At 58.3% G+C, this 24,438-nt stretch carries 16 protein-coding genes; 4 read left to right on the top strand and 12 right to left on the bottom strand.

The window, feature by feature from the left end; translation table 11 throughout:
* Positions 1–632 precede the first annotated feature (632 nt).
* Positions 633–1,538 carry a DUF7260 family protein gene (locus ACZ5KP_RS06005; RefSeq protein ID WP_460920932.1) on the top strand — a complete coding sequence of 302 codons (906 nt, stop codon included), beginning with the start codon at positions 633–635 and terminating at the stop codon, positions 1,536–1,538.
* A 513-nt stretch (positions 1,539–2,051) separates the two neighbouring features.
* On the opposite strand, the gene ACZ5KP_RS06000 is transcribed toward ACZ5KP_RS06005, so the two are convergent.
* The 3 genes from ACZ5KP_RS06000 to ACZ5KP_RS05990 form a co-directional block, all read right to left on the bottom strand.
* Positions 2,052–3,233, bottom strand: coding sequence for an inorganic phosphate transporter (locus ACZ5KP_RS06000; protein WP_460920930.1), 1,182 nt, complete (start codon positions 3,231–3,233; stop codon positions 2,052–2,054).
* A gap of 99 nt (positions 3,234–3,332) precedes the next feature.
* Positions 3,333–4,337 carry a formylglycine-generating enzyme family protein gene (locus tag ACZ5KP_RS05995; RefSeq protein ID WP_460920928.1) on the bottom strand — a complete coding sequence of 335 codons (1,005 nt, stop codon included), beginning with the start codon at positions 4,335–4,337 and terminating at the stop codon, positions 3,333–3,335.
* Positions 4,338–4,532: 195 nt separating this feature from the next.
* Positions 4,533–5,771, bottom strand: a complete 1,239-nt coding sequence (locus tag ACZ5KP_RS05990; protein WP_460920926.1) for an MFS transporter — start codon at positions 5,769–5,771, stop codon at positions 4,533–4,535.
* A gap of 245 nt (positions 5,772–6,016) precedes the next feature.
* On the opposite strand from ACZ5KP_RS05990, the gene ACZ5KP_RS05985 reads away from it, so the two are divergent.
* Positions 6,017–6,475 carry a universal stress protein gene (locus ACZ5KP_RS05985; RefSeq protein WP_460920924.1) on the top strand — a complete coding sequence of 153 codons (459 nt, stop codon included), beginning with the start codon at positions 6,017–6,019 and terminating at the stop codon, positions 6,473–6,475.
* Between the two features lie 173 nt (positions 6,476–6,648).
* Here ACZ5KP_RS05985 and ACZ5KP_RS05980 read toward each other — a convergent pair whose 3' ends face one another.
* The 8 genes from ACZ5KP_RS05980 to ACZ5KP_RS05945 form a co-directional block, all read right to left on the bottom strand.
* Positions 6,649–8,169 (bottom strand): sulfatase family protein, encoded by a 1,521-nt coding sequence (locus tag ACZ5KP_RS05980; protein WP_460920922.1) that lies wholly within the window; start codon positions 8,167–8,169, stop codon positions 6,649–6,651.
* A gap of 228 nt (positions 8,170–8,397) precedes the next feature.
* On the bottom strand, positions 8,398–9,489 hold the full coding sequence (locus ACZ5KP_RS05975; protein ID WP_460920920.1) for an ABC transporter ATP-binding protein: 1,092 nt from the start codon (positions 9,487–9,489) through the stop codon (positions 8,398–8,400).
* Positions 9,482–10,417, bottom strand: a complete 936-nt coding sequence (locus ACZ5KP_RS05970; RefSeq protein WP_460920918.1) for an ABC transporter ATP-binding protein — start codon at positions 10,415–10,417, stop codon at positions 9,482–9,484. The genes ACZ5KP_RS05975 and ACZ5KP_RS05970 overlap by 8 nt, the downstream gene beginning before the upstream one ends.
* Positions 10,418–10,544: 127 nt before the next feature.
* Positions 10,545–12,653, bottom strand: coding sequence for an ABC transporter permease subunit (locus ACZ5KP_RS05965; RefSeq protein ID WP_460920916.1), 2,109 nt, complete (start codon positions 12,651–12,653; stop codon positions 10,545–10,547).
* A 40-nt stretch (positions 12,654–12,693) separates the two neighbouring features.
* Positions 12,694–14,424, bottom strand: coding sequence for an ABC transporter substrate-binding protein (locus ACZ5KP_RS05960; RefSeq protein ID WP_460920914.1), 1,731 nt, complete (start codon positions 14,422–14,424; stop codon positions 12,694–12,696).
* A gap of 134 nt (positions 14,425–14,558) precedes the next feature.
* Positions 14,559–16,214 carry a sulfatase-like hydrolase/transferase gene (locus tag ACZ5KP_RS05955; RefSeq protein ID WP_460920912.1) on the bottom strand — a complete coding sequence of 552 codons (1,656 nt, stop codon included), beginning with the start codon at positions 16,212–16,214 and terminating at the stop codon, positions 14,559–14,561.
* A gap of 286 nt (positions 16,215–16,500) precedes the next feature.
* Positions 16,501–18,612 (bottom strand): beta-glucosidase family protein, encoded by a 2,112-nt coding sequence (locus tag ACZ5KP_RS05950; RefSeq protein WP_460921134.1) that lies wholly within the window; start codon positions 18,610–18,612, stop codon positions 16,501–16,503.
* A 599-nt stretch (positions 18,613–19,211) separates the two neighbouring features.
* Entirely contained in the window at positions 19,212–21,449 is a 2,238-nt protein-coding gene (locus ACZ5KP_RS05945; RefSeq protein WP_460920910.1) for a glycoside hydrolase family 3 N-terminal domain-containing protein, read from the bottom strand.
* A 164-nt stretch (positions 21,450–21,613) separates the two neighbouring features.
* On the opposite strand from ACZ5KP_RS05945, the gene ACZ5KP_RS05940 reads away from it, so the two are divergent.
* Positions 21,614–21,976 carry a hypothetical protein gene (locus tag ACZ5KP_RS05940; protein ID WP_460920908.1) on the top strand — a complete coding sequence of 121 codons (363 nt, stop codon included), beginning with the start codon at positions 21,614–21,616 and terminating at the stop codon, positions 21,974–21,976.
* A gap of 76 nt (positions 21,977–22,052) precedes the next feature.
* On the opposite strand, the gene ACZ5KP_RS05935 is transcribed toward ACZ5KP_RS05940, so the two are convergent.
* Positions 22,053–23,567 carry a sulfatase-like hydrolase/transferase gene (locus ACZ5KP_RS05935; RefSeq protein WP_460920906.1) on the bottom strand — a complete coding sequence of 505 codons (1,515 nt, stop codon included), beginning with the start codon at positions 23,565–23,567 and terminating at the stop codon, positions 22,053–22,055.
* On the opposite strand from ACZ5KP_RS05935, the gene ACZ5KP_RS05930 reads away from it, so the two are divergent.
* Positions 23,561–24,367: an aldo/keto reductase gene (locus ACZ5KP_RS05930; protein WP_460920904.1), complete on the top strand. Its 807-nt coding sequence runs from the start codon at positions 23,561–23,563 to the stop codon at positions 24,365–24,367. The two genes, ACZ5KP_RS05935 and ACZ5KP_RS05930, sit on opposite strands and share 7 nt — an antisense overlap.
* Positions 24,368–24,438 lie beyond the last annotated feature (71 nt).

Genomic DNA, 24,438 nt, shown 5'->3' with positions numbered 1-24,438 from the left:
CAGTGTATATCTAGGTTCGAAGTTGTTTCACAATCACTGTGGAGCGTCGTTTGTGACGGATCTGAGCACGGTATTCGTCCGTTTCGCGTAGCGCTGGCGTGCTGTGATCCATCCATGTCGGTTGCATCGATCGCCTGGATCTCGCCGGCATCGTGCAGCTCTGCCAACAACTGCAGCTGTCGACACCAGATCAGCATTTTCGGCCCCGAATTCGCGAACAAATCGTGGTGAAATCGGACAGTAGGATTGGTTCTATACCGTGAATTCGAAATGATCCGTGTCATTTCCTGGAGCGCGTCTGGGAGCCGCCAGAACGAAAGATCGAAATACATTTTGAGGCCGTAAATCGCGAGAATCACCTACGCAGCGTAGCCTTTTCGCCACGCTATACCGCGGATTGAGAAAGTAGGACGACCTCCTGTTGGGCGAGGGAACGGGCGCGATTTGCGAAGCGGGCTAGCTCCGATTTCACCGACTGAATCACCCACTCCATATCCTAGTAAATTGGATATTTATCGTATACTACTAGGAAAATGATACTACATCATTAGTCGCTGAACCGCCGTTTTCGAGCGTCTGGACGAGATCCGAGATGAGTAAACTCTTTGTAATTGCACTGTTAATGGCCACCAGTGACAGCCGCTGGTCTAACAAGCCATAGCACTGAGGTGCCTGCTATCGTTTTCGGTAGCGCTAGCGGCGCGTGGGAGGCAGTCTCGATATTGACTGTGGCGGCCATATTCGGTGCACTTGCGCTTGAGACGGATGGTTCACTCGATGCGGTTCGTCGTGCCCCGGCCGAGGTTGATGCCGAACGGGATCGGTTACTCGCGGAGTATAAAGCGTTCGTGGATTTTGCGGACCGTGTCGAACAAATTTCTATCGCTCCCCGATCCGATGGCGGCCATACAAGCGAGGGATTCCTCCTCGTAAACAAGCAGCCTGAGGAGCAGCTCCAGTCGGTTCGCGATGCATACCGTGACACCGTGATGGCAGTCGATCATTTCGATACTGATTACGACGAGTCACTAGAGGAACATCTGACCGCCGAATTAAGTCCCGAGCTCGCGTCCTCCATTATCGACGGCACTCACTTTACGCCCGCGTTGCGACGTTCGATTGTCGCAAGCACACGGAATGCAGCTCGTGACAGGCAGGTGGTGATCGACACGCTTGGAGGTGAACGCACTGACCTCCAAGCGGCGGCTGACCAACTCTCTGCGATCGTCAAGCGGTTTGAAGTTACTGATGGAGAGGGGCTCACCGAGCGCACATTCCCCGACCTTCAGACACGCTGGCGGCGATTGAACGAACTCCAGGAAGAGTGTGAAACGTTGCTGGCTCGGCGTCAACAGCAGGTCAGCGAGCTGTCGTCATTGGGTCTCTCCAACGGTCGGTCACCGGTCGCGGTGAGCACCTACCTATTCGACGACCTCGACGTTGATTTTCCTGTGCTGGACACCGGCACGAAACTACTGGAACAGATCGAAGCGGAACAACGCCATACCGTCGCCGCCTTGACCCAACGTCGTCGCTGAGCTGTCAGAGTCCGGTTGCCGTGTTGGCCTGCTATTCAATTCCGGTGAAATCATCGGTCCATCCGGCCGGTTTGTACCTGCGAGGCGGGGCCTGAGTGTGGGAACTCCACGTGCGTATCGCACCATGAACACCAATCAACTGTACGCATCCCATCGATGGTTCTCCTGTCGGCCGCACCTTCTGTGATCAGGAAGCCCTCGCCTGCGACGCGAGTGCAGCCCGTCAAGTACTCCCCACGACGGTGTGTTCGTCCCTGGCTCTGCAGGGAGCAGAGATCAAGCTCGACCCCGACACCTGTGTCCTCGACGAGGCCAATCTGGAACGAACGATCGACCGACATCCTGGACTGAGGGGTATTGCGACACCATGCATCATCAGCCACTCGTTTGCAACCCCAGCGAGAACTATTCGAATCCAATGGACTGCCCAGGTGAACTGCGGGTGTCGAAGATCACGGTCAGTACGCAGCTCGGGAGTTACTTGGAAGTCGCATTGAGGGGAATCTATGGGCGTCACTGAACAGCCAGTAGCGCCGACACAAGCCCGAAACTACAAAGCCCCGAGATACACAGTGACGCTACCCAGGCAACTGATGTATTTCGGATCTTCGATACACTCACGGGGGAGTTCTCGGCTGCGTATCCGCTACCGATGATCGCGCTGACGATAATCTCGTTGAACGATACCGGCGCTCCCAGAAATACCGCTGTTTGAGCGATGAGGAACGATGGAACGAGCGCTGCGATCGAGCGTTTCGGCCCGAGCGCCGAGTAGTCCTGTGAAATCGCCTTTATCATCCGCGGAGCGCCCGTCCACGAACCAGCCAATAGGCCAAACCCCCCGATTGCGAGGACCGCGGTCATTGGGATCGACCAGTCCTCGAGGAGCGGAAGAAGCGGACCAACAGCGAGGCCAACCTGGGTTGCGCCCGCCGAGAAAGCAACGAGGGAGCCGAGTGCGAGTAGGAAATGACGCTCTGTCCTCACGGACGAACGCAGGTGTCGTCGACACAGCAGCGCTCCGGCGACTCCGGCGATGAGAAGCGTGATCGCCACGCGAGAACTTCCCACGAAGGCAGGGAGAAGTGAGTTGAACGTCACCGAGATCGAGCGGCTCTGCCCTGCTGGTCCAAGTATTGTAAGGGGCATATTGACGACGACTGCGGATATGAGCACCCCGAGGACGCCGATCGTGTACCCGGTCGGCACTCGCTCATCTGCCAGAATACGAGCCATCCCGTACGCGACGCCGCTCCCCACGAAGGGGATGACGAGCCAGAGCGCGACTGTCTGTTGATAGGTGCCCCATGCGGGGATACCGCCTAAAGCGATCCCGACGCCGGTCACGGCTCCCGTAACGGTAAACGCCGTCGCGATCGGGTAGCCGGTGAAGATCCCGACTGCAACGAGGAGCGCTGCAGTAAATAGCCCGATGATGACTGTCATCGGTGAGAGCGTCGCCCCCTGAATGAGTCCGCTCCCGACAGTCTCGGAGACGTTTGCTCCCTGCAGTATCGCTCCGGAGAGTCCTAACAGCCCCACGACAAATCCCGCACGCATGATGGAAATGGCGTTCGCACCAACTGCTGGCGCAAACGGTGTCGACCCAGACGATCCGGCGCCGATCGTCCACGCCATGAAGAGGCTCCCGACAAATGCGACCAGTAGCATTGCTACTGCCGACAACGCGACCATATGGACGTGCCAATGACGGAGTTACAAAAAGGAATTTCGCTTCACGAAACGCGGTGCCGTGGAGGTTGGGAACGCAGAACTTTCGCCCGCGTGAGCTCCCTACTCGGTGGCGGCGTCCACGACACACCGGAAGCCAATATTTCCCGTCGAGCTGTCCGGAGTGTTCTTCGATCGAGCGGCAACCCGATACCGGTTACACCAGGATCGATGACAGAGATACGATCCGCCGCGCATTACACGCTGATTGCCCCCTGACGGGCCAACCGGATTATCCGGATCGAACGCATCGGTCGTTTGATGGTCGGCACTGAACCAATCGCCGCACCATTCCCAGACGTTTCCGGAGGCGTTGTACAGTCCGTGGCCGTTCGGGCGGAAGGCGTTGACAGGTGCAGTCGAGCGATAACCGTCGTCACCGGAATTGTGTTCGGGGAACTCGCCTTGCCAGATGTTACAGCGGTGCTCACCATCGGGTTTCAGATCGTCGCCCCATGGGTAGCGTCGCTGTTCGAGGCCACCGCGAGCGGCATACTCCCATTCAGCCTCTGTGGGGAGGCGCTTGCCCGCCCATTCGGCATACGCTGCAGCGTCTCGCCACGAAACGTGGGTGACGGGATGTTTCAACAGCTCTTCCTCGAGAACGTTCGTCCCGGGACCGTACGGTCGGAACCAGGTCGCACCCTCGATAGCAAACCACCAGGGGGCAGCATCGACGTTTTGCAAGACATGGTCTTGGGCTTGGTCGGTGAGGAAATCCTGAAAAACGAACGACCATCCGTACTGCTCGGCATCGGTCGTATATCCGGTCTCGCGGATGAACTCCAAGAATTGGCCGTTCGTCACGGCGTACTTGTCGACGTAGAATGGATCGACAGTGACCTCACGGGCTGGCCCCTCACCGTCCTCCGGGAATCCAACGTCTGAATCCGTTCCCATCGTAAAGCTACCGCCGTCGACGTGAACCATTCCAGCAGTTCGATCGTCATCAGGCGTCGCAGGTGCACGAGTGGTCTGGTCGTCGACCTGGCCTGTATTCTGCGGATCGGAGGACTCCGAGCCCTGGGTCCGGGAAGCAGCACAGCAAGCTGGATCGTCTTCGGCCATATCCTGCCCCAAAGGGAGCCCGCAACAAAACATTTCGGTGGTATTCCCCATCCACGATCACGAGCTGCCGCTGCTGGTCACCCCGGACCGGAACCCCTAGACGAGGCACGGGCGTTTCGACGTCTGTTCGGCGCAACGCCAATGCATCATCGAAACGACTCACCGACGAAGGAAGGTCTGGTCCGATCAGTGTCTCTACTCACCGATGAAGAACAGGATGGGGATGGAGGGGAGAAGGGCGAGAATACCGGCGAGGGCAAACATCTGTTCGTACCCGATGGCCGCGAGTACCACCCCGAAGAGCGCAGGTGACGTTACGATCGCTCCAGTCTTCAACGTCTCCATGATGCTTGTGATTCGCCCACGATGGCCGGCTTCGGCCATTCCAGTTACCGTGTTGTTCAGGATCGGATTGTAAAGGGCATCTCCGACACCGTATACGGTTAACACCGCAAATAAGGCAACGACGTTCTCTACGACCCCAATGAGGAGGATTCCGACGCCGAGCATACCGATCGTTGCGACGAACGCAGTCCGCTGATCGACCTTGTCGTCGAACGATCCTGCGAATGGAGACACGATGAGGCGCGGAATCCCGGTTACGGAGAGCGCAACACCCGCGACGAAGTAACTTGCGTTCATCGTGGTGACGGCGTACAGCGGCACGAACGTTGTGATGGTGAACCGGGCCGAGAAGATCAGGAACACTCCGCCGAGTAACACTGCAAGCGGCGGATGCCGAAGCTCGTTGATGAGCCCCCTCACAGCAGCTCGCACACGTGACGGATATGATTCTGTTGTCGACTCGCCCGGCCCCGATTCGCGACTATTCATCGTTTCAGGGAGGTAAAAATATGCAATAACGAAGACGAGCAGTGCTACCCCATGGAGGAGAAATGGGACGAACCAGGCGATACTCACCAGGAATCCTGCCACAGCAGGAACGACGATCCTCGCGACTCCGGATGCACCGATGTTGAGTCCTTGAGCACTCGAACCCGTGGGCCCCGAATACAGGTCCCCGACGAGGGTGACTGACAACGGGATGGTTCCCGCGAACCCGATTCCCTGGAGGAATCGTAGGAGAAGAATTAGTTCGAAACTCCGTACGAAGGCGATTGCAGTTCCTGCCGCCCCGAAGAGAAAGACGAGTGAGAGAACAACCGGCCTGCGGCCGTAGTTGTCCATGAGCAGTCCGGACAACGGTAATGCAAGTACGGTGCCGAGAAAAAAGACGGACAAGATGTACCCGATCTGTCCCTCGGAGATACCGAGTGCTGACACCATTTCCGGCATCGCCGGCGAAGGAACGCCGGTCCCCAGCCCCCCGATAAATGAAAGCGAGAGGATCACCAGAAGCGGTTTGTCGGAGAGCAATCGCTTCAACGGAGATGTACGAATAGTTTCCACTACGTCTTCCGTTGACGCATCCATCGAGCAACAATCATCCTTCCACAGTAATTACGATTTGCATTTCACAGAAGCCGAGTAGTTGCTGGGGCCCAGCAACTTCGATAGCTAGACGCGCGTTGCCCACGGTCTTCAGCCCCCGCTCGTTTTGAACCGGCCATCGTATCAATCGCTGATGAACAGAGCAACCAACACAGTACGGAGTCTTCGGGGCAACCCCCGTACGTTCCACAACAAGCTATTTGTGCACCAGTAACCATCACTGCCCTATGGAGCGCCCGCTTGTAGTTACTGATCCGAGCGACCGTGCGCCTGAACTGATCCGCGAAGCTGGTGAGCTTGCAGCCGCCCAGGACGCACCGCTTCGTGTGTTAACCGTCGTGAGCGATTCGGAGTTCGAAAACGATTCCGCGGTGATGGATTCGATCGCGGCGGTCGAGGGCGAAACCTACGAGATGAGTGCAGCCGAGTACGCGAAAACCGTGGCACAGAACGCCATCAGCGACCTGCTGTCCGATATCGACGTCGAGGCGGAGCCCCTGGGGCGTGCCGTCAAGAACGACGAGAAACGGGCGTCAACGATCCTCGACGTCGCGAACGATAGTTCCTGTGACTACATCTTCCTCATCGGACAACGTCGCCGCCCGACCGGGAAGGCGGTATTCGGTGATACCGCTCAACAGGTTATCCTCAACTTCGACGACTACGTCGTCACCGCGACAGAGTAATCGGACTCCTGTGCAGGCGGGGAATCCGTTCCAGCCCGCCGACCGTACGAACCAATCGTTCGAGCAGGCACGTGGTTCGGATCTTCCCTGACGTCCAGTTCACGAGTCCCTTCAGTGCCTCTTGCGTTCTCCACCCGCCTTCGAGGTGGGAGGAGGGCCGTCTGCGGAGAGCGTCAGCGAAGATACTCCGCAGGGTCCTGTTCGACGATGCCTTCGGTCTTCTCTAGATGCTCTGCATGCTCCTCCCGACCGGTTTCTCGAAGCCGGGTTGCATACGTATCCAGGTTCCCCTCCAGGTAGACGGATCCCCCTTCTTGGATGACCTCGAACAGTGGGTCGACGAGGGCCCGTGGTCCCTCGGGGTTCCCACCGTCCTGGCCCAGCGCGGCGTTCAGGCCTCGCTGGCCGATCCATCGATTGAGCAGTGCCATGCCCTGCTCCGCGACCTCGACGTTAGATTGGGCGACGTTCTCCGTCTCGTGTGGATCCGCTGAGAGGTCGTAGAGTTCGACTGGGTCGAACTCCCTCCAGCCGTCGTGATACGTTCGAAGCAAGAACCAGTCATCCCAGCGAACACCGCGTTGACACGCCCAAGCACCCTGTCCCGTGACGAGGAACTCGCGGCCATCGGATTCGCCTTCCGAGAGGGAATCCAGGAACGATTGGCCGTCCCAGCCGTCCGGGATCTCGCCGTCGACGAACTCGGCGAGCGTGGCCGAGAAGTCGACGTGATAGTGGAGATCGTCGTCGACGCCGGGTTCGACGCCTGGGCCTTTCACGATCAGCGGAACGTTGCACGTGATGTCGTCTGCAGTCTGATGATCGCCGTACACGTTGAGCTCGCCCAGGTTTTCACCGTGGTCGGCAGAGACGACGATCATCGTTTCCTCGTAGATCCCCTCGTCCTGCAGGAGCTCGATGAGCTGGCCGATGTAGTCGTCCATGTACTTGATCCCGACGTCGTACCCGTCCACCCATCGGTCGAAGTCATCGAGATCCGCGATCTCGTCCGGGGTACGTTCGAGGTCGTCCGGACCCTCCCCCGTCAAATTGCCGTGAAACGGGTCGTGTGCGCTGTGAGGGCCATAGCTCTCGTAATGTTCTTGGAGTGTTTCCTCGGTTAGCCAGTCTGGTGCTGGGTCGTCTGCGAACGGATTGCCGTAGGACTGGGGAGTGTCATACGGTGTGTGTGGATCCCAGAAATTCACGTGTAGATACCAATCCTCCTCACTGGCATTCTCCTGCAGCCACTCCTCAGCGTGGGGGTACACGACTTCAGCACGTTCGATGCCGAAGCCGCCCGTGTCGATCCACTCCTGGAATCCGTCGATGACGTGCCAGGCACCGTGTCGCTGCGGAAACGGGCTGATGAATGCAGTGTCGTGATCGCTCTGTTGCAGGACGGTCGGGAGCGTTCGATACTCCCCGTGGTTTGCATGTCCTCGGGCGCCACCTCGCGGACGAATATCCGCATTGGTTCTTGCGTGGCCAACCGCTCCCGTGTGGATCCCGAACCGCCCCGACAAGTACGCGGTTCGTGACGGGAGACATGGAGCGTCCGAGACGTAATAGTTCGTGAAACGGCGTCCCTCCTCTGCTATTCGATCGATATTGGGAGACGTATCTCGATCGTACCCATAGCAACCCAAGTGATCCGGCCGTAACGAGTCGACGTCAATGTAAACTATTCGCATGGCGAATGAACTTCGATAACCTACCTCAAAAAATCTTCCGGGAGTCGATCCTGTGGGATATCACGATGGTTGCTACTGTCTGGCTCGGTGTGCACGATAGACCGACGTTGTCTACCGATTGCTCGAATCCACGTCCGAGGCAGATCCTATCCGTGGCCTCTACAACGCACCCCGGTCGAAGCGACCGGTACGGGGTTGGGGCCGCAGGTGACCTTCCGCTAAATCGATTCAATCACCGATAGTCGCCTCCGCTTCTGTGATCTCCTCGCTCTCCCAATACTCGTGATCATCGTACTCACGGAAGCACGCAGAGCGATATTCGCCCAGTTCCTGATCGATGGACACCTCGGGATGTTCCTCGGTACACACTTCACGTGCCTCGGGGCACCGCGTGTGGAAGCGACAGCCACTAGGCGGATTGACCGCGTCCGGAATGTCGATACTTCTGATGGGCATCTCTTCGCCAGTCTCAGCGAACGATTGGAGCTCGGGTGTGGCCCACTTTAGCGCCTTCGTGTACGGATGGCTCGGGTTTCCGATCACTTCCGACGGCGGACCGTACTCGACGATCTCCCCCAGGTACATGATGCCAATATAGCCGTCCGTCTTCTCGGCCATGTACCTGGCATTCGAGAGGTCGTGCGAGATCATCAGATACGACGTCCCGATGTTCTCCTGCAGATCGATCATCAAGTTCATCATCTCGATTCGCAGCGAGACGTCGAGCGCACTAATCGCCTCATCGGCCAAGATGAGGTCGGGGTTCATCATGAGCGCTCGAATGAGCGCAACGCGTTGTTTCTCTCCACCGCTCAGTTGGTGTGGATACCTGGCAGCATAGTCGTCCGGGGGCGACATCCCCACACGGTCGATCATGGAGAGGATTCGTGACCGTCTCTCTCCGGAGGAAAGATGCGAGTACCACTTTCGCATCGGTTCCAACAGCGTTGCCATGACCGTCCGGTTCGGGTTGAGGGAGCTGCCTGGGTCCTGATGGATGATCTGCAGTGAACGACGCATTTCCTCGTACGACATGTCGCCACCCCCCCGTTTCGCTTCCCAGAGATCATGCCCACGGTACTCGATGCTTCCCGACGTCGGCTCCTGGAGCCCAATGGCGGTCTTCCCGAGCGTAGTCTTCCCGCAACCGCTCTCACCCACGAGCACCACGACCTGGTTCTCGGGGATCTCGATTGAGACGTTATCGACGGCTTTCACTACCTCATCGTCGTCAAAGAGATTAAATATCGACGAGTTCTCCCCGAATTCGACGCTGACATTGTTGAGCGTGATGACTGGCTCATCGCTCGTTTTACTCATGCATCTCACCTCCTTCACTCGCCGTTGGAATCTCTTCTCTGGCTTGCTCCCAGTAGAAGCACGCCGAGTCGTGATCGTCATCCACCGAGTGGAATGGGGGATCTGATGATTTACACTTCTCGTCGGCGAGTGGGCATCGAGGATGGTACGAACATCCGTCGGGGGTGTTCACGGGATCGGGCGCAGACCCATTGACGGGTTTCATCTGTTCGATCGGGGCGCTAATGTCGGGAGTCGCATTCAGCAGTTCACGCGTGTATGGATGCGATGGCGTATTCAGGATCTTCTCGGTTGGCCCAGTTTCGACGAACTCGAAGGCATACAGCACGGCCAGTCGGTCCGCAAGCCGGGCCACGAGGGGAAGATCGTGCGTAATGAACACCATCGTGAGATTGTACTTGTCCCGAATTTCCCGAAGAAGCTTGATGATGGACCGCTGCATTAGGAGGTCCAACGCGGCGGTGGGTTCGTCCATCACGAGCACGTCAGGATCTAGGACGAGGCTCAGCGCGACCAGGGCCCGCTGCTTCATGCCGCCACTCAGTTCGTGGGGATACGAATCCAAGACACGCTCCGGATCTAAATATAGATCCTCTAGGAGCTGCCTTGCTCGCTCCATCCCCTCCTCCTTGTCAGCATCGTGGGCCTCCAGGGTTTCGACGAAGTGGTCGCGGATCTCGCTGGTGGGGTTGAACGCGTTCAGTGCACCCTGGAAGACCATCGCCACTTCGTTCCACCTGAACTTCCGGAGATTCTCCCCATCCAGGTCGAGAATGTTCTCCGATTCGCCGTCCTCCCTGGTGTAGGAGATCTCTCCAGACGGCACGCCCGGGTCAACGACGGCGTTCAGTAGGGCATCCGCAAACATGGACTTCCCACTGCCACTTTCTCCGACAATTCCGATGATTTCGCCATCGTAGATGTCCATGCTGACATTATCGAGCACCCGGGACTCCCCCCGAGACATATCAAATGTCACACTGACATCGCGTGCGCTGATCACCTTCCGAGCTTCCTGCGTTCTTTCGGCGGATTGTGAATTGACACTCATTGTCTTAGTTGACGTTTGCTGTGGCCGTCTCGCCGTCCGTCTCTGCCGAGGTACCTGTGTCTTTGTGCTTTGCTCTGATCTGTGGGTTCAGCAGCCGATCCGTCCCCTGAGCGAACAGCACCAAGCCGAAGTTCAGGATGACGACCGCCATCATCGGGATGAACAACCAATAGGCCAGCTCGGTCGACAGGAGCGCGCCGCCGTTGTAGGCCTGTTGCATCGTTACCCCCCAGTGGGTGAGCCTATACGGGAGCACCCCCAGGAAGTAGAGACCGACCGATGCGAAGACGACCCGTCTGGCGCTTCCGACGAACTTGATCAGGATGAACGACAGGATGTTGGGGAGGATATCCTTGAGCAAGATACGGAACGAGGAGACCCCCAGCACCTGGGACGCCTCGACGTAGTACTGACTACGGATCGAGAGCGTCTCCGAGCGGATCTGTCGGGCAGTTCCGCCCCACGCATTGATCGTCAGGATCAGCCCGATGAACCAGGGCTCTTCGGGCTGGAGCAGCAGTGCGAGCACGATAACCAGCGGAATCCCTGGGATCGCGATAGTGACGTCGGAGATGGTCATCAGGACGCGATCGATGATACCACCCGCATAGCCTGAGATGATCCCCACAACCGTGGCCGCAACAGTTGCGAAGAGCGCGCCTGCCAGGATCATCTCGAGCATTGGCCTGGTCGAATAGACCACGAGCGAAAGCAGATCCCGTCCAGCCGCGTCGGACCCAAACGGATGCTCCAGCGTCTGGAACGCACTCATCTGTCGGGGAGCCTGACCGGATGTCGGTGCCGGGAGCAGCTCGGGGCCGATTATCCCCACTGCAACGTAAAATAGAACGATAGATAACCCAACCCGCGTCCGCCAGTCCTCCCAGATGATTTTCAACGGAACCAGTACATACTGGACGGGATTGCGATCATAGCTGCTATGACTGAACTTGTCGTCGTTTCCGAACTGGAAATCGTTGAGGTCTCGTCTACTCGCCGCGAGCGGCGTGCTCTCGGAGCCGCGTGACGCGACGGAGGATATCTTTTTTCGGAGCCCGGCGAGCAGCGACTTCAGATTGTACACGGAACTCCGAACTGTGATGTTTGCAGTTTCCTCCCTCGTATCCGTCCGTGGATCGATCAGCCGATACGTGAGGTCTGCAACGTACACTCCCAGGGTAACGAGGACAGTGATGACGATGAAACAACCCATCATCAGGGGATAGTCCCTTGCCTGGATAGCCTGGAACATGTAGTATCCGAGCCCCCTGTACCGGAAGATTTCCTCGATAATGACGGTCGCGCCGATCAGTCGGCCGAAGGAGATCAACAGTCCAGTGTACAACGGCAGTACTGCGTTTTTCCCCACGTATTTGAGTGCAATACTCCTCGAAGTGAGTCCGCGGAGCCGGGCGACTCGCACGTATTCTTCCCCGAGAATGCTGATACTGTTCCCGCGCATGACGAGTGCCCGGAACCCGAATCCGGTCAGCACGAAGGATGCAACGGGCAACACCAGATGGCTCAGCACGCTGTAGATGTATGCCACGTTGAGCCCCGCACTGACGTCCGTCCCGGCCGTCCCCCCAGTGGGGAAGATACTCCATTGGAACGCCAGGAGATACAGGAATACGACTCCCGCAACGTAGGATGGCACCGAATTGCAAACGATCGAGATCATCGACATGGCGTTGTCGAAGCGAGTGCCCTCACTGTAGGCCATCAGCGCGCCCCCGACGACCCCGATCAGATACATCAGAGCGAGGGAGACTCCCACCAGGAGCAGGCTCCACGGGAGTGCCTCGGTGATGATCGAGGCAACGGGTTCGTCGTACCACATGGATTGGCCCATATCCCCCTGGAACAAATTAACCATATAATTGATATATTGTTCGTACAGGGGTTGGTTGGGGTTGATGTTCGTATACGTCTCCATTTGGGCGGCGAGCGCGCTGGACGATAGATCCTGTTCGGCAAACTGCGCTTTCAGATAGTCCATCGGTCCACCAGGGAGTAGCCGGATCAGGCCAAACGTGAACGTGATCACGAACCAGATCGTGAACAGTACCTGTGCGAACCGGAGGATATGTCGTTTGAGGGAACTTGAGGCCATTATTGTATTCCTGTAGTATGGGCTGTATCAGCTCTGAGAGTTATTGCTCCTGAATATCCCCGTTGTGCAGGAGCATTTCGAGGGGGTAGTATGTGTTCGTCACTGGGGATTCCATATTGGCTTCCCAGTTGTTCGTGTCGAGGTACATGTATCCGCGTGCCGAGAAGATCGGATACGTCGGCATTGTTTGATTGAACACCCATGCAGCTCGGGTGATGGCGCTGTTGGCGTCCTCGCCAGATGACGTCCGGATTTGGTCCAGCACCTCATTCACGTTGACTGTTTCAGTAGAGCCCTCAGCATCACCAACCGGCATGGGAACTGAGTACTCTTCCGAAGGGTTGAATCCGGGATCGTACTGCGGGAATCCGAAGAATCCAGAATTCAGATGGGGAAGTGGGTGGAAAATGCCGGCCATCCCAAGGAAGGACGGGGCAATGTCGAAATCACCATTCGGTAGCGTGTTCGACAGGTACGTGCTATTTTGCTCGGCAATGAACTCAGTCTCGATTCCAAACTCACCCAGTTGCCGCGATGCCTCGTTCGTCGCATCCCGCCACGAGGCGAACCCGCTCGTCGACACGAGGTCGATCTGGAATCGATCGCCGCTGGGCTCGTACCAGTTGCCACCGTCTCTCGAGAATCCCGCTTCCTCGAGCAGCGTCACTGCTTGCTCGGTATCGTCATAGGAATTGAACGAATCCAGCGCATCGCCCAGGTAACTCCGCTGTGTCTCTTCCGTCCCGTGGAACCCCGTGAAATGGTCGAGGGGATCCTTCCCGATCGCCGTCATATTGGCAGTCATCGGCTCGTTATCCATGACGTGGCAGAGTGCCTGTCGGACGCGTACGTCCTGGAAAACCTCCCTGCTTTGGTTGAAGTGGAACGCTCCACCGAGTCCACGCAGGAAATCCCAGCGGTGGTATCGATCCGACAGGTCCTCACTCGTCTGCTTCGTCGGAATCATCCCGCCGCCGGACACATTATTCGACAAATAGCCCTGCATCTTCTGCTGTTTACTTTCGACCGATTCGATGCTGACCGTGTCGAAGTTGATGTCGTCTGCAAACGGATGGTCACTGAACTTCGTGAATTCGACGCCGAGCTCGGTCCGTCGATCGAACTCGAAGGGCCCCCAACCGATCGGTTCGTCCCACGAGAACTGAACGAGCTCCTGCGTGTACTCGGCTTTGTCCGCATCGGAGCCGAATTCAGCACCCTCGACGTATTCCCCATAGACGCTTTCCGGTGTGTCGATCATGATGGGGAGAAGATTCTGATACATTACTTCAGAGTTGATCTCAGTGCTGAGACCGAGGGTAACCGTCGTGCTGTCTTCGACGGTGAGAGACTCAAACGGGGAAACGGACTGTGCGCCCATAACGTCCTCAACACGGAGCTTCGTGGCCACGTCTTCTGCGGTCAAATCATCGCCGTTGTGCCAGACGTACTGGTCACTGATTTCGAGCGTGACCGTGTCACCGGAGTGCTCCCAGTTCTCGGCAAGATGGGAGACCCACTCATTATTGGTCTGATCCCAGTTTGCGAGCCACCCGAACAGGAACGGAGCGGGATCTGCCCCGTAATTTGTCGGGTTGTACTGGTTGTACTGGTGGTTCATCGGCGTCGCCCACATGTAATCCGTGAACGTCCCCTCTTCCGTACCACCACCAGCTCCGGCGCACCCAGCAAGGAGAGCTGTCGAGCCCGCTCCGAGCATTCCAAGCATCTCTCTACGATCCACATTCATGCCAGTGTCATCTGATGGCATACCAAATGCGCTATACCCACTATCATAAATAACTTCTGCTACCACGAGGAGTTTGTGGCTTTTATGGGGGGATATATACAATAATAATATCGTATTATCTCGCGAAACGGCGTACCGAAGGTTGCCCTGGTGGATTACCCCGAAACCGTAAACGTAGCCGCTCGAACTTCACTTTCGATGTAGCCGTACCGGATCGCTTTGGTACGTAACGTCAGCTCCCCCTCAGGGAGCCGGATCGGCCCCGTGTACAGTTCCCAGTGGGGGTCATCAGTCGTGTCGGTGGTGTATACGATCGACGCCCCCTGGGTGTCACAGTGGATGGCCACCGTTGCGGGGCCCGTGAACTCGCCCCCTTCCGGCGTAGCCTCGATAGTCCGGTTTTCCGGAGCGTTCGGGACGAACGTCGGCGTCGACGTTGTGGGTTGCTCCCCATCGGGGTACATTTGCTCGACCATCTGGGACTCATCAACCTGACCCATGTCGTCGATCCCATCGAGCCACTCGTCCATCTCGGCACGTAGTTCGTCGAGGACATCCGAATGATCGGTGTCAGTGGCCAGATTCTCGGTTTCGTGGGGATCCTCTTTCAGGTCGTAGAGTTCCTCAGCTGGTCGACCGCCGGATAGTAGCTCGGCGGCGGGCCCCTCGAGCTCCCCCTCGGCATGCAGTCTGATGAGATCCTCCATCGCCGCTCCCTGGGCTCGAAACGGCACCCAGACGAGGGGAGGGTTGGACTGATCGTAGTTCCGGATGTACTTGTACCGGTCGTTGCGTATCGACCGGACCATATCGTAACTCTCGTCGATACGATCGCGAGCAGCCATGGTATAGTCGCGAGAATCGGTCTCCTCCGGGCCGAGGAAGGGCTCTCCCTCCATCCACTGCGGAATGTCGACATCAGCCAGAGACAGCATTGTTGGACCGAGATCGACGAGACTGACCAGCCGATCGCTCTGCTCACCACCTTCGATTTCACCCGGCCATCGGACGACCAAGGGGACGTTAACGCCCGATTCGTAGAGCGTCCGTTTCGCGCGTGGGAGGCCCTCTCCGTGGTCGCTCCAGATGACGACGATTGTATTCTCCGCAACACCGTCTTCTTCCAGTTGGTGTAGCAGCTTCCCCACTTCCTCGTCAGACCGGGCGATGTTATCGTACTGCCGTGCGATTGCCTTCCGAACTCCATCCGTGTCGGGAAGGTACGGCGGGACGTCCACGACGGAGGGATCAGTGTCCGGCTCCCCCTGAACCCCTGCCAGTCCCTCCTCCCACATCCCACTCTCGTGGGTTCGAATGGGATTGAACACGGCGAAGAACGGCTGGTCATCGTCGGGTCGGTTCCGCCAGTGAGCGTCACCGTGGCACTCGTCCCACATCGACTCCGGTGGGATGAAGTCGTGCAGACCCTCCCCGAGGTTGTCGAACTGATAGTCTGTTTTCTCGTTGTTCGTACAGTAGTACCCCGCCGTACGCAGTAACTCCGGAAATGCAGTTACAAAGTGAGGGGGCACTGCCGAATAGGGTGTTGGCAGATCAGGGGTGTCCTCGTTCGTGTGTTTCGTCCGCATGTGGTGTGTCCCAATCGAATTTTGATAGCACCCTGTGATCACCGAAGCGCGAGAAGGAGCACACACGCCCGCGGTCGCACTTGCCTCGGTGTAGACGCGACCGTCGGAGGCGAGACCGTCGATGTTGGGCGTTTCGGCGACGTCGTCGCCGTAGCAGCCAAATCGTGGGCTCGTGTCTTCCAGCGATATCCAGAGGATGTTCGGTGGCTGGTCGGAAGCCATACGCCGCTCATTGACGGACTGGCTGTTAGTACTAACGGTAGGCCACATTCCCTCGGCCGGGAGACGAATCACGGAGTATCACCCTGACCGACCCAATACATGGACTCACGGAAGCTCGCTGTTTCGTGACAGCGGTCGACTATCTCGGAATTTCCGCTACAGTATCGACCGAGAAAGCCGAACCCCGCCAGACTGTCGCTTCGAAACTCCACACATCGGCGACACGAAAAAGGGGCCCGTCGGCCCTTCGACGATACTCGGCGTGCTGAACAGGGTCAGCTCGCCGTTACAGTGACGTGGTCAGACGGATATCCTGCGCTGACCGGCCGACTTCGAGCTCGAACTGGCCGTCGACGTCGACCCAGCCCTCGGAGTCATCGTACCGCGAGAATGCGAGATCGGCCAGGTCGACGGTCGTGGTCACCGTTTCCCCAGCTGGAACCCGCACGGAGTCGAATCCGGCGAATTCTCGGACCGGGCGGTCATCGTCGGTGCCTGGCGGCCGAACGTACGCTTGTACGACTTCGCGGCCATCGCGTTGTGAGGTGTTCTCGACGGTGATTTCAACGGTGCGCTCGTCGACGACCGCTACCGACTCGTACGTGTAGTCGGCGTACGAGAGGCCGTGTCCGAACGAGTAGATCGGGTCGTCGTCAGCGACGTCGAAATGTTTGTAGCCGACGAAGAGATCCTCCTCGTAGTGTACCTCGCCGTCTTCGCCCGGGAACGTCGCTGCGGACCCCGATGTCGGATACGCCTCTTCCTGCGCGAACGAAACGGGAAGCCGCCCGCTGGCATCCACGTCCCCGAACAGCACCGCTGCGACGGCGTCTCCATCGGATTGCCCTGGGTACCATGTTTCGACGATGGCTGCCACGTCGTCCCGCCAGGGAAGCTCCACAGGGCCACTCGATTGGACGACCACGACGGTATCGTCGCTCACCGATGCAACCTCGCGTACGAGTTCGTCCTGACGGCCTGGCAGTTGGAGGGTGTCGCGGTCCGCGCCCTCGGTGGCAGCGTCTTCAACGACGACAACAGCGACCTCCGCGGTCTCGGCCGCGTCGAGCGCCTCATCGAGACTTGGCTCGGGCTGCGACTCGGTCGTCTCGGACTCACCGTCTCCGAAGAAGGAGACCTGTTCGACCTGTTCGATCCCATCTGCAACCGTAGCTTCGCCGGTCGTACGGTCACGAATCCCGTCGGCCGTCGGGATTTCGTGCGGTGGTTCCACTTCAGAGGAGCCCCCGCCACCAATCCTCGCCTCCTGGGCGGCAGGCCCGATGATCGCGACATCCGTGTCGTCCTCGAGCGGCAGGGCATCGTGGTTCTTCAACAACACGGCACCGCGCGCAGCGACCGTCTTTGCGAGCGTCTGATGGGTCGACTCCTCACTCCGGGAGTCATCGGAGGTGTCGCCAAATTCCCCACTCCGTTCCATCTGTCGGAGGATTCGACGAACCATGTCATCGAGTCGGCTCTCCGGGACCTCACCCGACCGGACAGCGTCGACCAGTGGGTCTGCGAACTGACCCGTATTCGTCGGATCCGGCATCCCGTCCCCCATCTCCTCGGATTCGGCGAGAACCTGGTCCTCGTCGTCATCACCAGTCTCCATTCCGAACATCTCCCTCATTTCCTCGAGGGAGATTCCCGGCATCTCGAGGTCGAGCCCGCCGTTGGCTGCCCCCACAGTACTGGTGGCCCCGAACCAGTCGGAGACGACGTAGCCATCGAAGCCCCACTCTTCTTTCAGAACATCGGTAACCAGCGGGCGATTGTCGCTCATAAACTCGCCATTGACGCTGTTGTAGGCGGTCATCATCGATCCCGCGCCAGCGTCGACAGCTGCCTTGAATCCAGGGAGGTAACACTCCCTGAGCGCCCGCTCGCTGACGTCGACGTTGACCGAGGCCCGCGAGGACTCCTGATTATTGGCAACGAAATGCTTCGGTGTCGCGACGACATCTTCCGACTCCAGGCCGCCCACGATCTCCCGTGCGAAGGCCGCAGTCAACACGGGATCCTCCGAGTAGTATTCGAAGTTCCGCCCGCAATGTGGAACCCGGATCAGATTGACCCCGGGGCCAAGGACTGCATCTTGGTTCCGGGCCGTGGCTTCTCGGCCCATCGCGACACCCTGCTCACGGGCCAGTTCCGGATCGAACGTCGCCGAAAGAGCGATCGATGCTGGGAAGGCAGTCGACTCCGCGTCGCCTGCTCGCACACCCATGGGGCCATCTGCAAGCCGAAACTCAGGGATATCGAGCCGTTCGATCCCAGGGAGATACCCAGTCGCGGTCCCCGTAGGATCCACTGCACCGTGGACGAGCTGTGATTTCTCTTCGAGGGTGAGCTCCTGGAGGAGCTCTGGAACCTCAGTATCTGCTGTTGACATCCGTAAACCGATTCTGAGCAATTGGATATAAATGTGGTTGTTGCGGAGCCAGTATTACTGAAGATCGCGGAAACGGTCACTTTAGGTCGTGCCGCTACCCCCTCGGTGTTGGGAGGAACCTCGCTGAAATCGGTACTCTCTCCGCTTCACCCGCACGATCGGCGCGGAGGACTCAGGGCCTGACCAGGGGGAGTGGCAGTACTGTCATTACCAACAATACTAGAACTACTATCATTACCAGTATTACTTTACTGAACTAGTACTGTAAAGGAGATTGTCCGCGGAGGTTGCCAAGTAATATAATTAACAATCGTCATATATTGTAGTGTCACTTGTGGAAATTTCAATTGAACTGCTTGCAAAGGAACCAGCTTGACCTCCGGTTCGGGCGTGTGTGGGAGATCTGGGATCGTATCTCCTCGAGAATGGTCCGAATGTAGACCGACGGGACGGTTTATCGCGTGCGGCGCTCGCACACACAATTGGACGTCTGAAGAGGGTGCCTGTAAAGTGATGGTTCGCACAACCTCTATGATTATCTACCAACGGATACAACAAATTGCTCCGGAGGCCTGGAGATCTGATTGGATATACTGGTATTACTTGATCTCGAGTCGCTGGGAACGGACACCTGCGTACAGTTCGTACTCGCCCGACTCCAGGGACGCCGATCCATCCGATCCAATCACCGTGAAATCCTCCGGCGAAAGGGAAAATTCGACGGTTCCGGACTCACCCGGCGAAAGTTGGATCTGAGTGAAGTCCATGAGCTCCCGAACCGGCGTCACCATGGAACTCTCCAAGTGCTGTCCGTACAGTTGGACCGTCTCTGTGCCAGAACTATCTCCGATGTTTGTTAGCGAAACACGAGCTGTTACTCCTGAATCACCGGTCACTGCCCCGCCAGCGACATCGATCGACTGGTACTCGAACTCGGTGTAACTCAAACCGTATCCGAACTCGAATAGCGGATCGTACGAGGATGGATGCGCTGGGTTCCCGATCGGACTCGGGTGAGGGAGCCAATCGTGTCTGACTGGGAGATCACCCATGCTACGTGGGAACGAAATCGGCAATCGGCCCACGGGGGCACATTCGCCCAGAAGGAGGTCGGCGATCGCGTTCCCTCCTTCGATCCCCGGGAAGAACGCCGCGATGATCCCGTCAACCTGATCGACGATGTCCGTCAGGATCAACGGGCGGCCAGTGACAGTCACGACGATGGTTGGCGTGCCCGTCTCGCCAATGAGCTCGACGAGTCGCTGTTGTTCGTCCGGGAGGCGAAGCTGATTCCGCTTGGGGAACTCGGACTTCGATCCGGTCTCGCTTAGCGGGCCGAACTCATGAACGTACCAGGACTCTCCGAGAACAACCACTGCCGCATCAGCACTCGAGGCTTGCTCTTGAAGCGTATCAGGAGATTGCACGGAGTTGTCCTCGATTCCAGGTTCGTACCCCACCGATGCCGATGGAGCGACGGCGTTTTCTAATCCACTTCGGACGGTTTCGCCCTCTGATTCGTCGAAACCCAACACCGTCCAGCCCCCCAGCAGGGCATCGAGCGAGTCTGCATTCGGTCCAGTGACGAACAGCTCGTCGATATCAGTCAGCGGCAGCACGTCGTCTTGGTTCTGAAGGAGTGTGAGGGACTTTCGTGCGGCTTCCAGCGCGACCTGCCGGTGGGCTCTGGTTCCGACGGTCTCATCGGACGCGTTGGATGGCACATACGGGTCTTCGAACAGTCCGAGATCGAACTTTAAGGACAGTATTCGACGGACGGTTTCGTCAATGTGGCTCTCCGGGATACGACCCGCCTCGACGAGGTTGAGAAGTGCCGTCGCGTGTTCGGGACCTCCAATCGATGCGATATCGAGTCCAGCCGTCGTCACTTGCGCAACAGCGTCGGTATGCGAGGTAGCGACGCGATGGCGTTCGGCCAACATCCAGATACCCAACCAGTCCGAGCATGACACTCCTTCGAACCCGAGTTCATCTCTGAGCATATCAGTCAGGTAGTACTCGGAGGCGTGGGCCGGCTCGTTTCCGATCGCATTGTACATCGGCATGACACCAGCAACGTCCTCGTCGATCGCCCGTTCGAAGGGCGGAAGATAGACGCGCCGAAGTGTCGCTTTGGAAATATCCACGGGCGAGGTGTCCTCGCCTCTGACAGGTGCGCTGCTCGCCGGAAAGTGTTTCACCGTTGCTGCGACGGAGGTCGAATCGCTCAGGTCGCTGCCCTGCAGGCCGCGAACTTCCGCTGCGACGAACTCTCCTACCATCGATGTGGACTCACCGTAGGTCTCGTACACTCGGCCCCATCTGGGTTCTCGTGCGACGTCGGCGGTGGGTGAGTAGTTTTGATTCGCGCCCGTCGCTGCCATCTCGGTTGCCGTGATCCGAGCGGCGTGTTCGACGAGCTCGGGATCCCACGTTGCTGCCATCCCAAGGTTTTGGGGGAAGACCGTACTCCCCTCCATGTTAGCATGTCCGTGGATAGCGTCGACTGGAACGAGGAGCGGGATGCCGAGCCTGGTCTCGGTGACCGCCTTCCGCTGGAGTCGATTCGCAATGCGACCGGCAACAGCGACGTTGTTGTATTCCGTGACCCCGGTCCCGAATGGGGTGACCGATCCGATGTAGTACTCCTCGATAGCAGATTCGATATCGTCCAGCGTCCACGTCTCCGTGCTCCCCCGGTGAGAGTCGATGAAGGATCCGACGAACATCCCGACGAGTTGGCCCACCTTCTCCTGAAGCGTCATCCGGTCGAGGAGGTCCTCCACGCGGGCCTCCGTTTCCAAGCCCGGGTCCGCATACGGTGCCTCGGAAGTCATACTAGTAACTATCGTGAGTCCCATAAGAAAGTATGCGTTGGACCAGGAGCAATGCATTTAACTCTGGAGTGATGGGTAATACACGTAATGCTCCCTGGCACACCATCGCATCGTTGCGGTTCTCAAACCCAGCACGCACAGATCGAGGTTCACCCTGGAGATCTATGAGTGAGGACCCTCACGAAAGCGACAATTCGAGCGCGCTGGAGAGCGGAGACCCCGATCCCGACTATGCGAAACACTGGACCAACAAGGCCAATCAAGACGCGGTGCTTCCGGAAGACGATATCGACGTCAAGGATGAGTGGGTCGGCGTAACGGTATATCTCCCCCAAGAGCTCCGCGACGAGCTAGAGCTCGTGTTTCGCGAGCACAATATTGCGTGCAAGCGTGCCGATGATATGGAACTGAAGAAGCTTCGCCACTTCTATCCCTTAATCGTCGCGTTCGGGTTGGAGCATCTGGAAAATACGGATCCCGAGGATATTGCACCACTGCTGTCGTATCTCTCGAGTGAATACGAATAGTCCCTCCGACCTGAACCACTGAATTCCCGGTCCGAACTCCTTCGTCTAACCCGGTGGTGTCCCACCTGATCGTCGACTACTCCTCTACCAGGCTCTCGGGGTCGGGCATCTCGAAGTCTAACTCCGGCTCGGTCGTCCACGCCTCTGTATCGCCGTCGGTCTCAGACCACCATTCCCTGAGGTCCGCCTGGAGGTCAGCGAGGATCGCTTCGTGCTCGGAACTCGGATAGAGGTTCGACATCTCGTGAGGGTCAGACTCGAGATGGTACAGTTCAGCAGTGTCGTCGCCGAGATACTCGACGTACTTCCACTCTGGCGTCCTCACGCCGCGGTACGGATGGTGGCCCCAGTACGCGAAGTTGTGCTCGAAAAAGACGCGCTGTTGCGACGGCGGTTCAGAGCGACGCATCGCGGGGAGAAGGCTGCCCCCTTCGAATTCGTCCGGGACCGAATCACACGCAATATCGACGATCGTCCCCGGAATTTGGGCGGTGGACACGAGATCGGGAATTCGATCACGGACACTGTCCATCCCCGGGTGGCGGACGATGAGCGGGACACGCAGCAGTTCCTCGTACGCAACGACGCCTTTCTTGTTCAGTCCGTGAGCGCCTTGCATGTCCCCGTGATCGGACGTGAAAATGATGGCCGTGTCGTCGTACAGCCCCTCATCTCGGAGCGTCGTGAGTATCTCGCCCACAAAGGAATCGACCAGCGAGACCATCGTTCGATACTGGTACCGGAGCTCGCGAATGTCGTCCTCGGTGAGCTGGCACTCGGGGTGCTTCGCGCGGTCTGCGTGGAACGATGGTTTGTCGGAGAGATCGTCAGCAACGCTCGCAGGGAGCGATACGTCCTCTCGATCGTAGTACTCGGCGAACGATTCGGCTTCAAAGAATGGCGGATGAGGCATGTTGAACGACGCCGTGGCGAAAAACGGCTCCTCCCCCTCGTATCCTTCGAGGTACCGACTCACCTCGGTCGCCGTCGTTCGATCGCGCGATACGCCGCTCTCCTCGTTGGTCCCCGTGATGTCGACGTTCCGTGTGAACTCCCAGCCGAGGTCAGTGATATTCTCGGCACCGAGGTCCCAGCGACCGGCCCACATGGTCTCGTACCCCGCGTTAGCGACCGACCGGCCTACGCTGTGTGACTCGGGATCAAGTTCGTGTGGGCCCCAGTTCGACAGCGTCCGAACGTTGGTCTGGTGGGGATACTGCCCCGTCACGAGCGATGATCGGGACGGAGAACACTGTGGCGTCGTACAGTACGCGTTCGAGAACAGCGTCCCGTCCTCGGCCAACTCATCAAGCGCGGGGGTGTGGAACGAGTCGTCGACGGCGCCAAGCGCCCGCGCCTGGTGCTGGTCAGTAATGATGAATAGGACGTTCTGGCTGGATTCGGGCATCGTGCAAGGAACGAGAACCAAGTGCATTAATGATTTCGTTACCGGCGCTGAGCGATCGGAGAGACGCTCATCGCTGCCCCGATCTGTGGGTCGGGGATTAGCACGCGGAGCAGTGCACCCGGCGTCTCGGTTGCACGCACCGGTAGCTATAAATCGAACTGTCAGAAGGGGTCTGTATGGCATCCAGTCACATAGGTCCGATAGGATTTGGTACAGACGGGCCCGACGGCGGGGCAGACACCGAGACGATCGCGACGGCGATCGACAGTGGCTATCGCCACATCGATACCGCACTCCAGTACGAAAGCCAGCCGAAAGTCGGAGCGGCCATCAGCCGGTCGTCCGTGGACAGAGACGAGCTGTTCGTCGTCTCGAAGGTGGCACACGCCTACGACGCGGAAATCACCCCCGAGTACGTCGAAGCCAGTGTGCACTCGTCGTTTGAGGAACTCGGGGTGGACACCATCGACCTCATGTACCATCATTGGCCCGGCGATACCGACGACGTCGAGACGGCGCTCCCGGTTATCGAGGAGTTCGTCGACGATGGTCGGATCCGACATCTCGGCGTGAGCAACTACTCGATCGAGTTCCTGCAGCACGCACAGGCAGTCGTCGACGTACCGATCTACGCGAATCAGGTCGAGTGTCACCCGTTCCTCCAACAGGGTGCGCTGCTAGACTACCAGAGAGCGAACGATATCTATCTCGTCTCGTATGCACCACTGGGCCGCGGGAAGGTGTTCGATCATCCCACAATCCGCAGTATCGCGGAGAAGTACGACGAGAACCCGGCAACGATCGCGATCGCCTGGCACGTTGCCCGCGATCTCGACGTTCCGATTCCCCGGTCGACGGACGAAGGCCACGTTCGCGCGAACCTTGACGCGGCCACTGTCGAGCTCGACAGGGAAGACGTGAAGCGAATCAACGATATCGACGAGACGTTCCGGATATTCGATCCCGACGATGCTGAATTATGAGCGAAGAGTGGTCTTACCGGAGTGGCCGTGCACATGCTGTAGGATTCAGGCCGTGGCGAGGGGGAACAGAG

This window comes from Salinarchaeum chitinilyticum (assembly GCF_055390775.1).
Note: the sequence above shows the minus strand (reverse complement) of the source record. Positions and strands in the feature narration are given on the sequence as shown.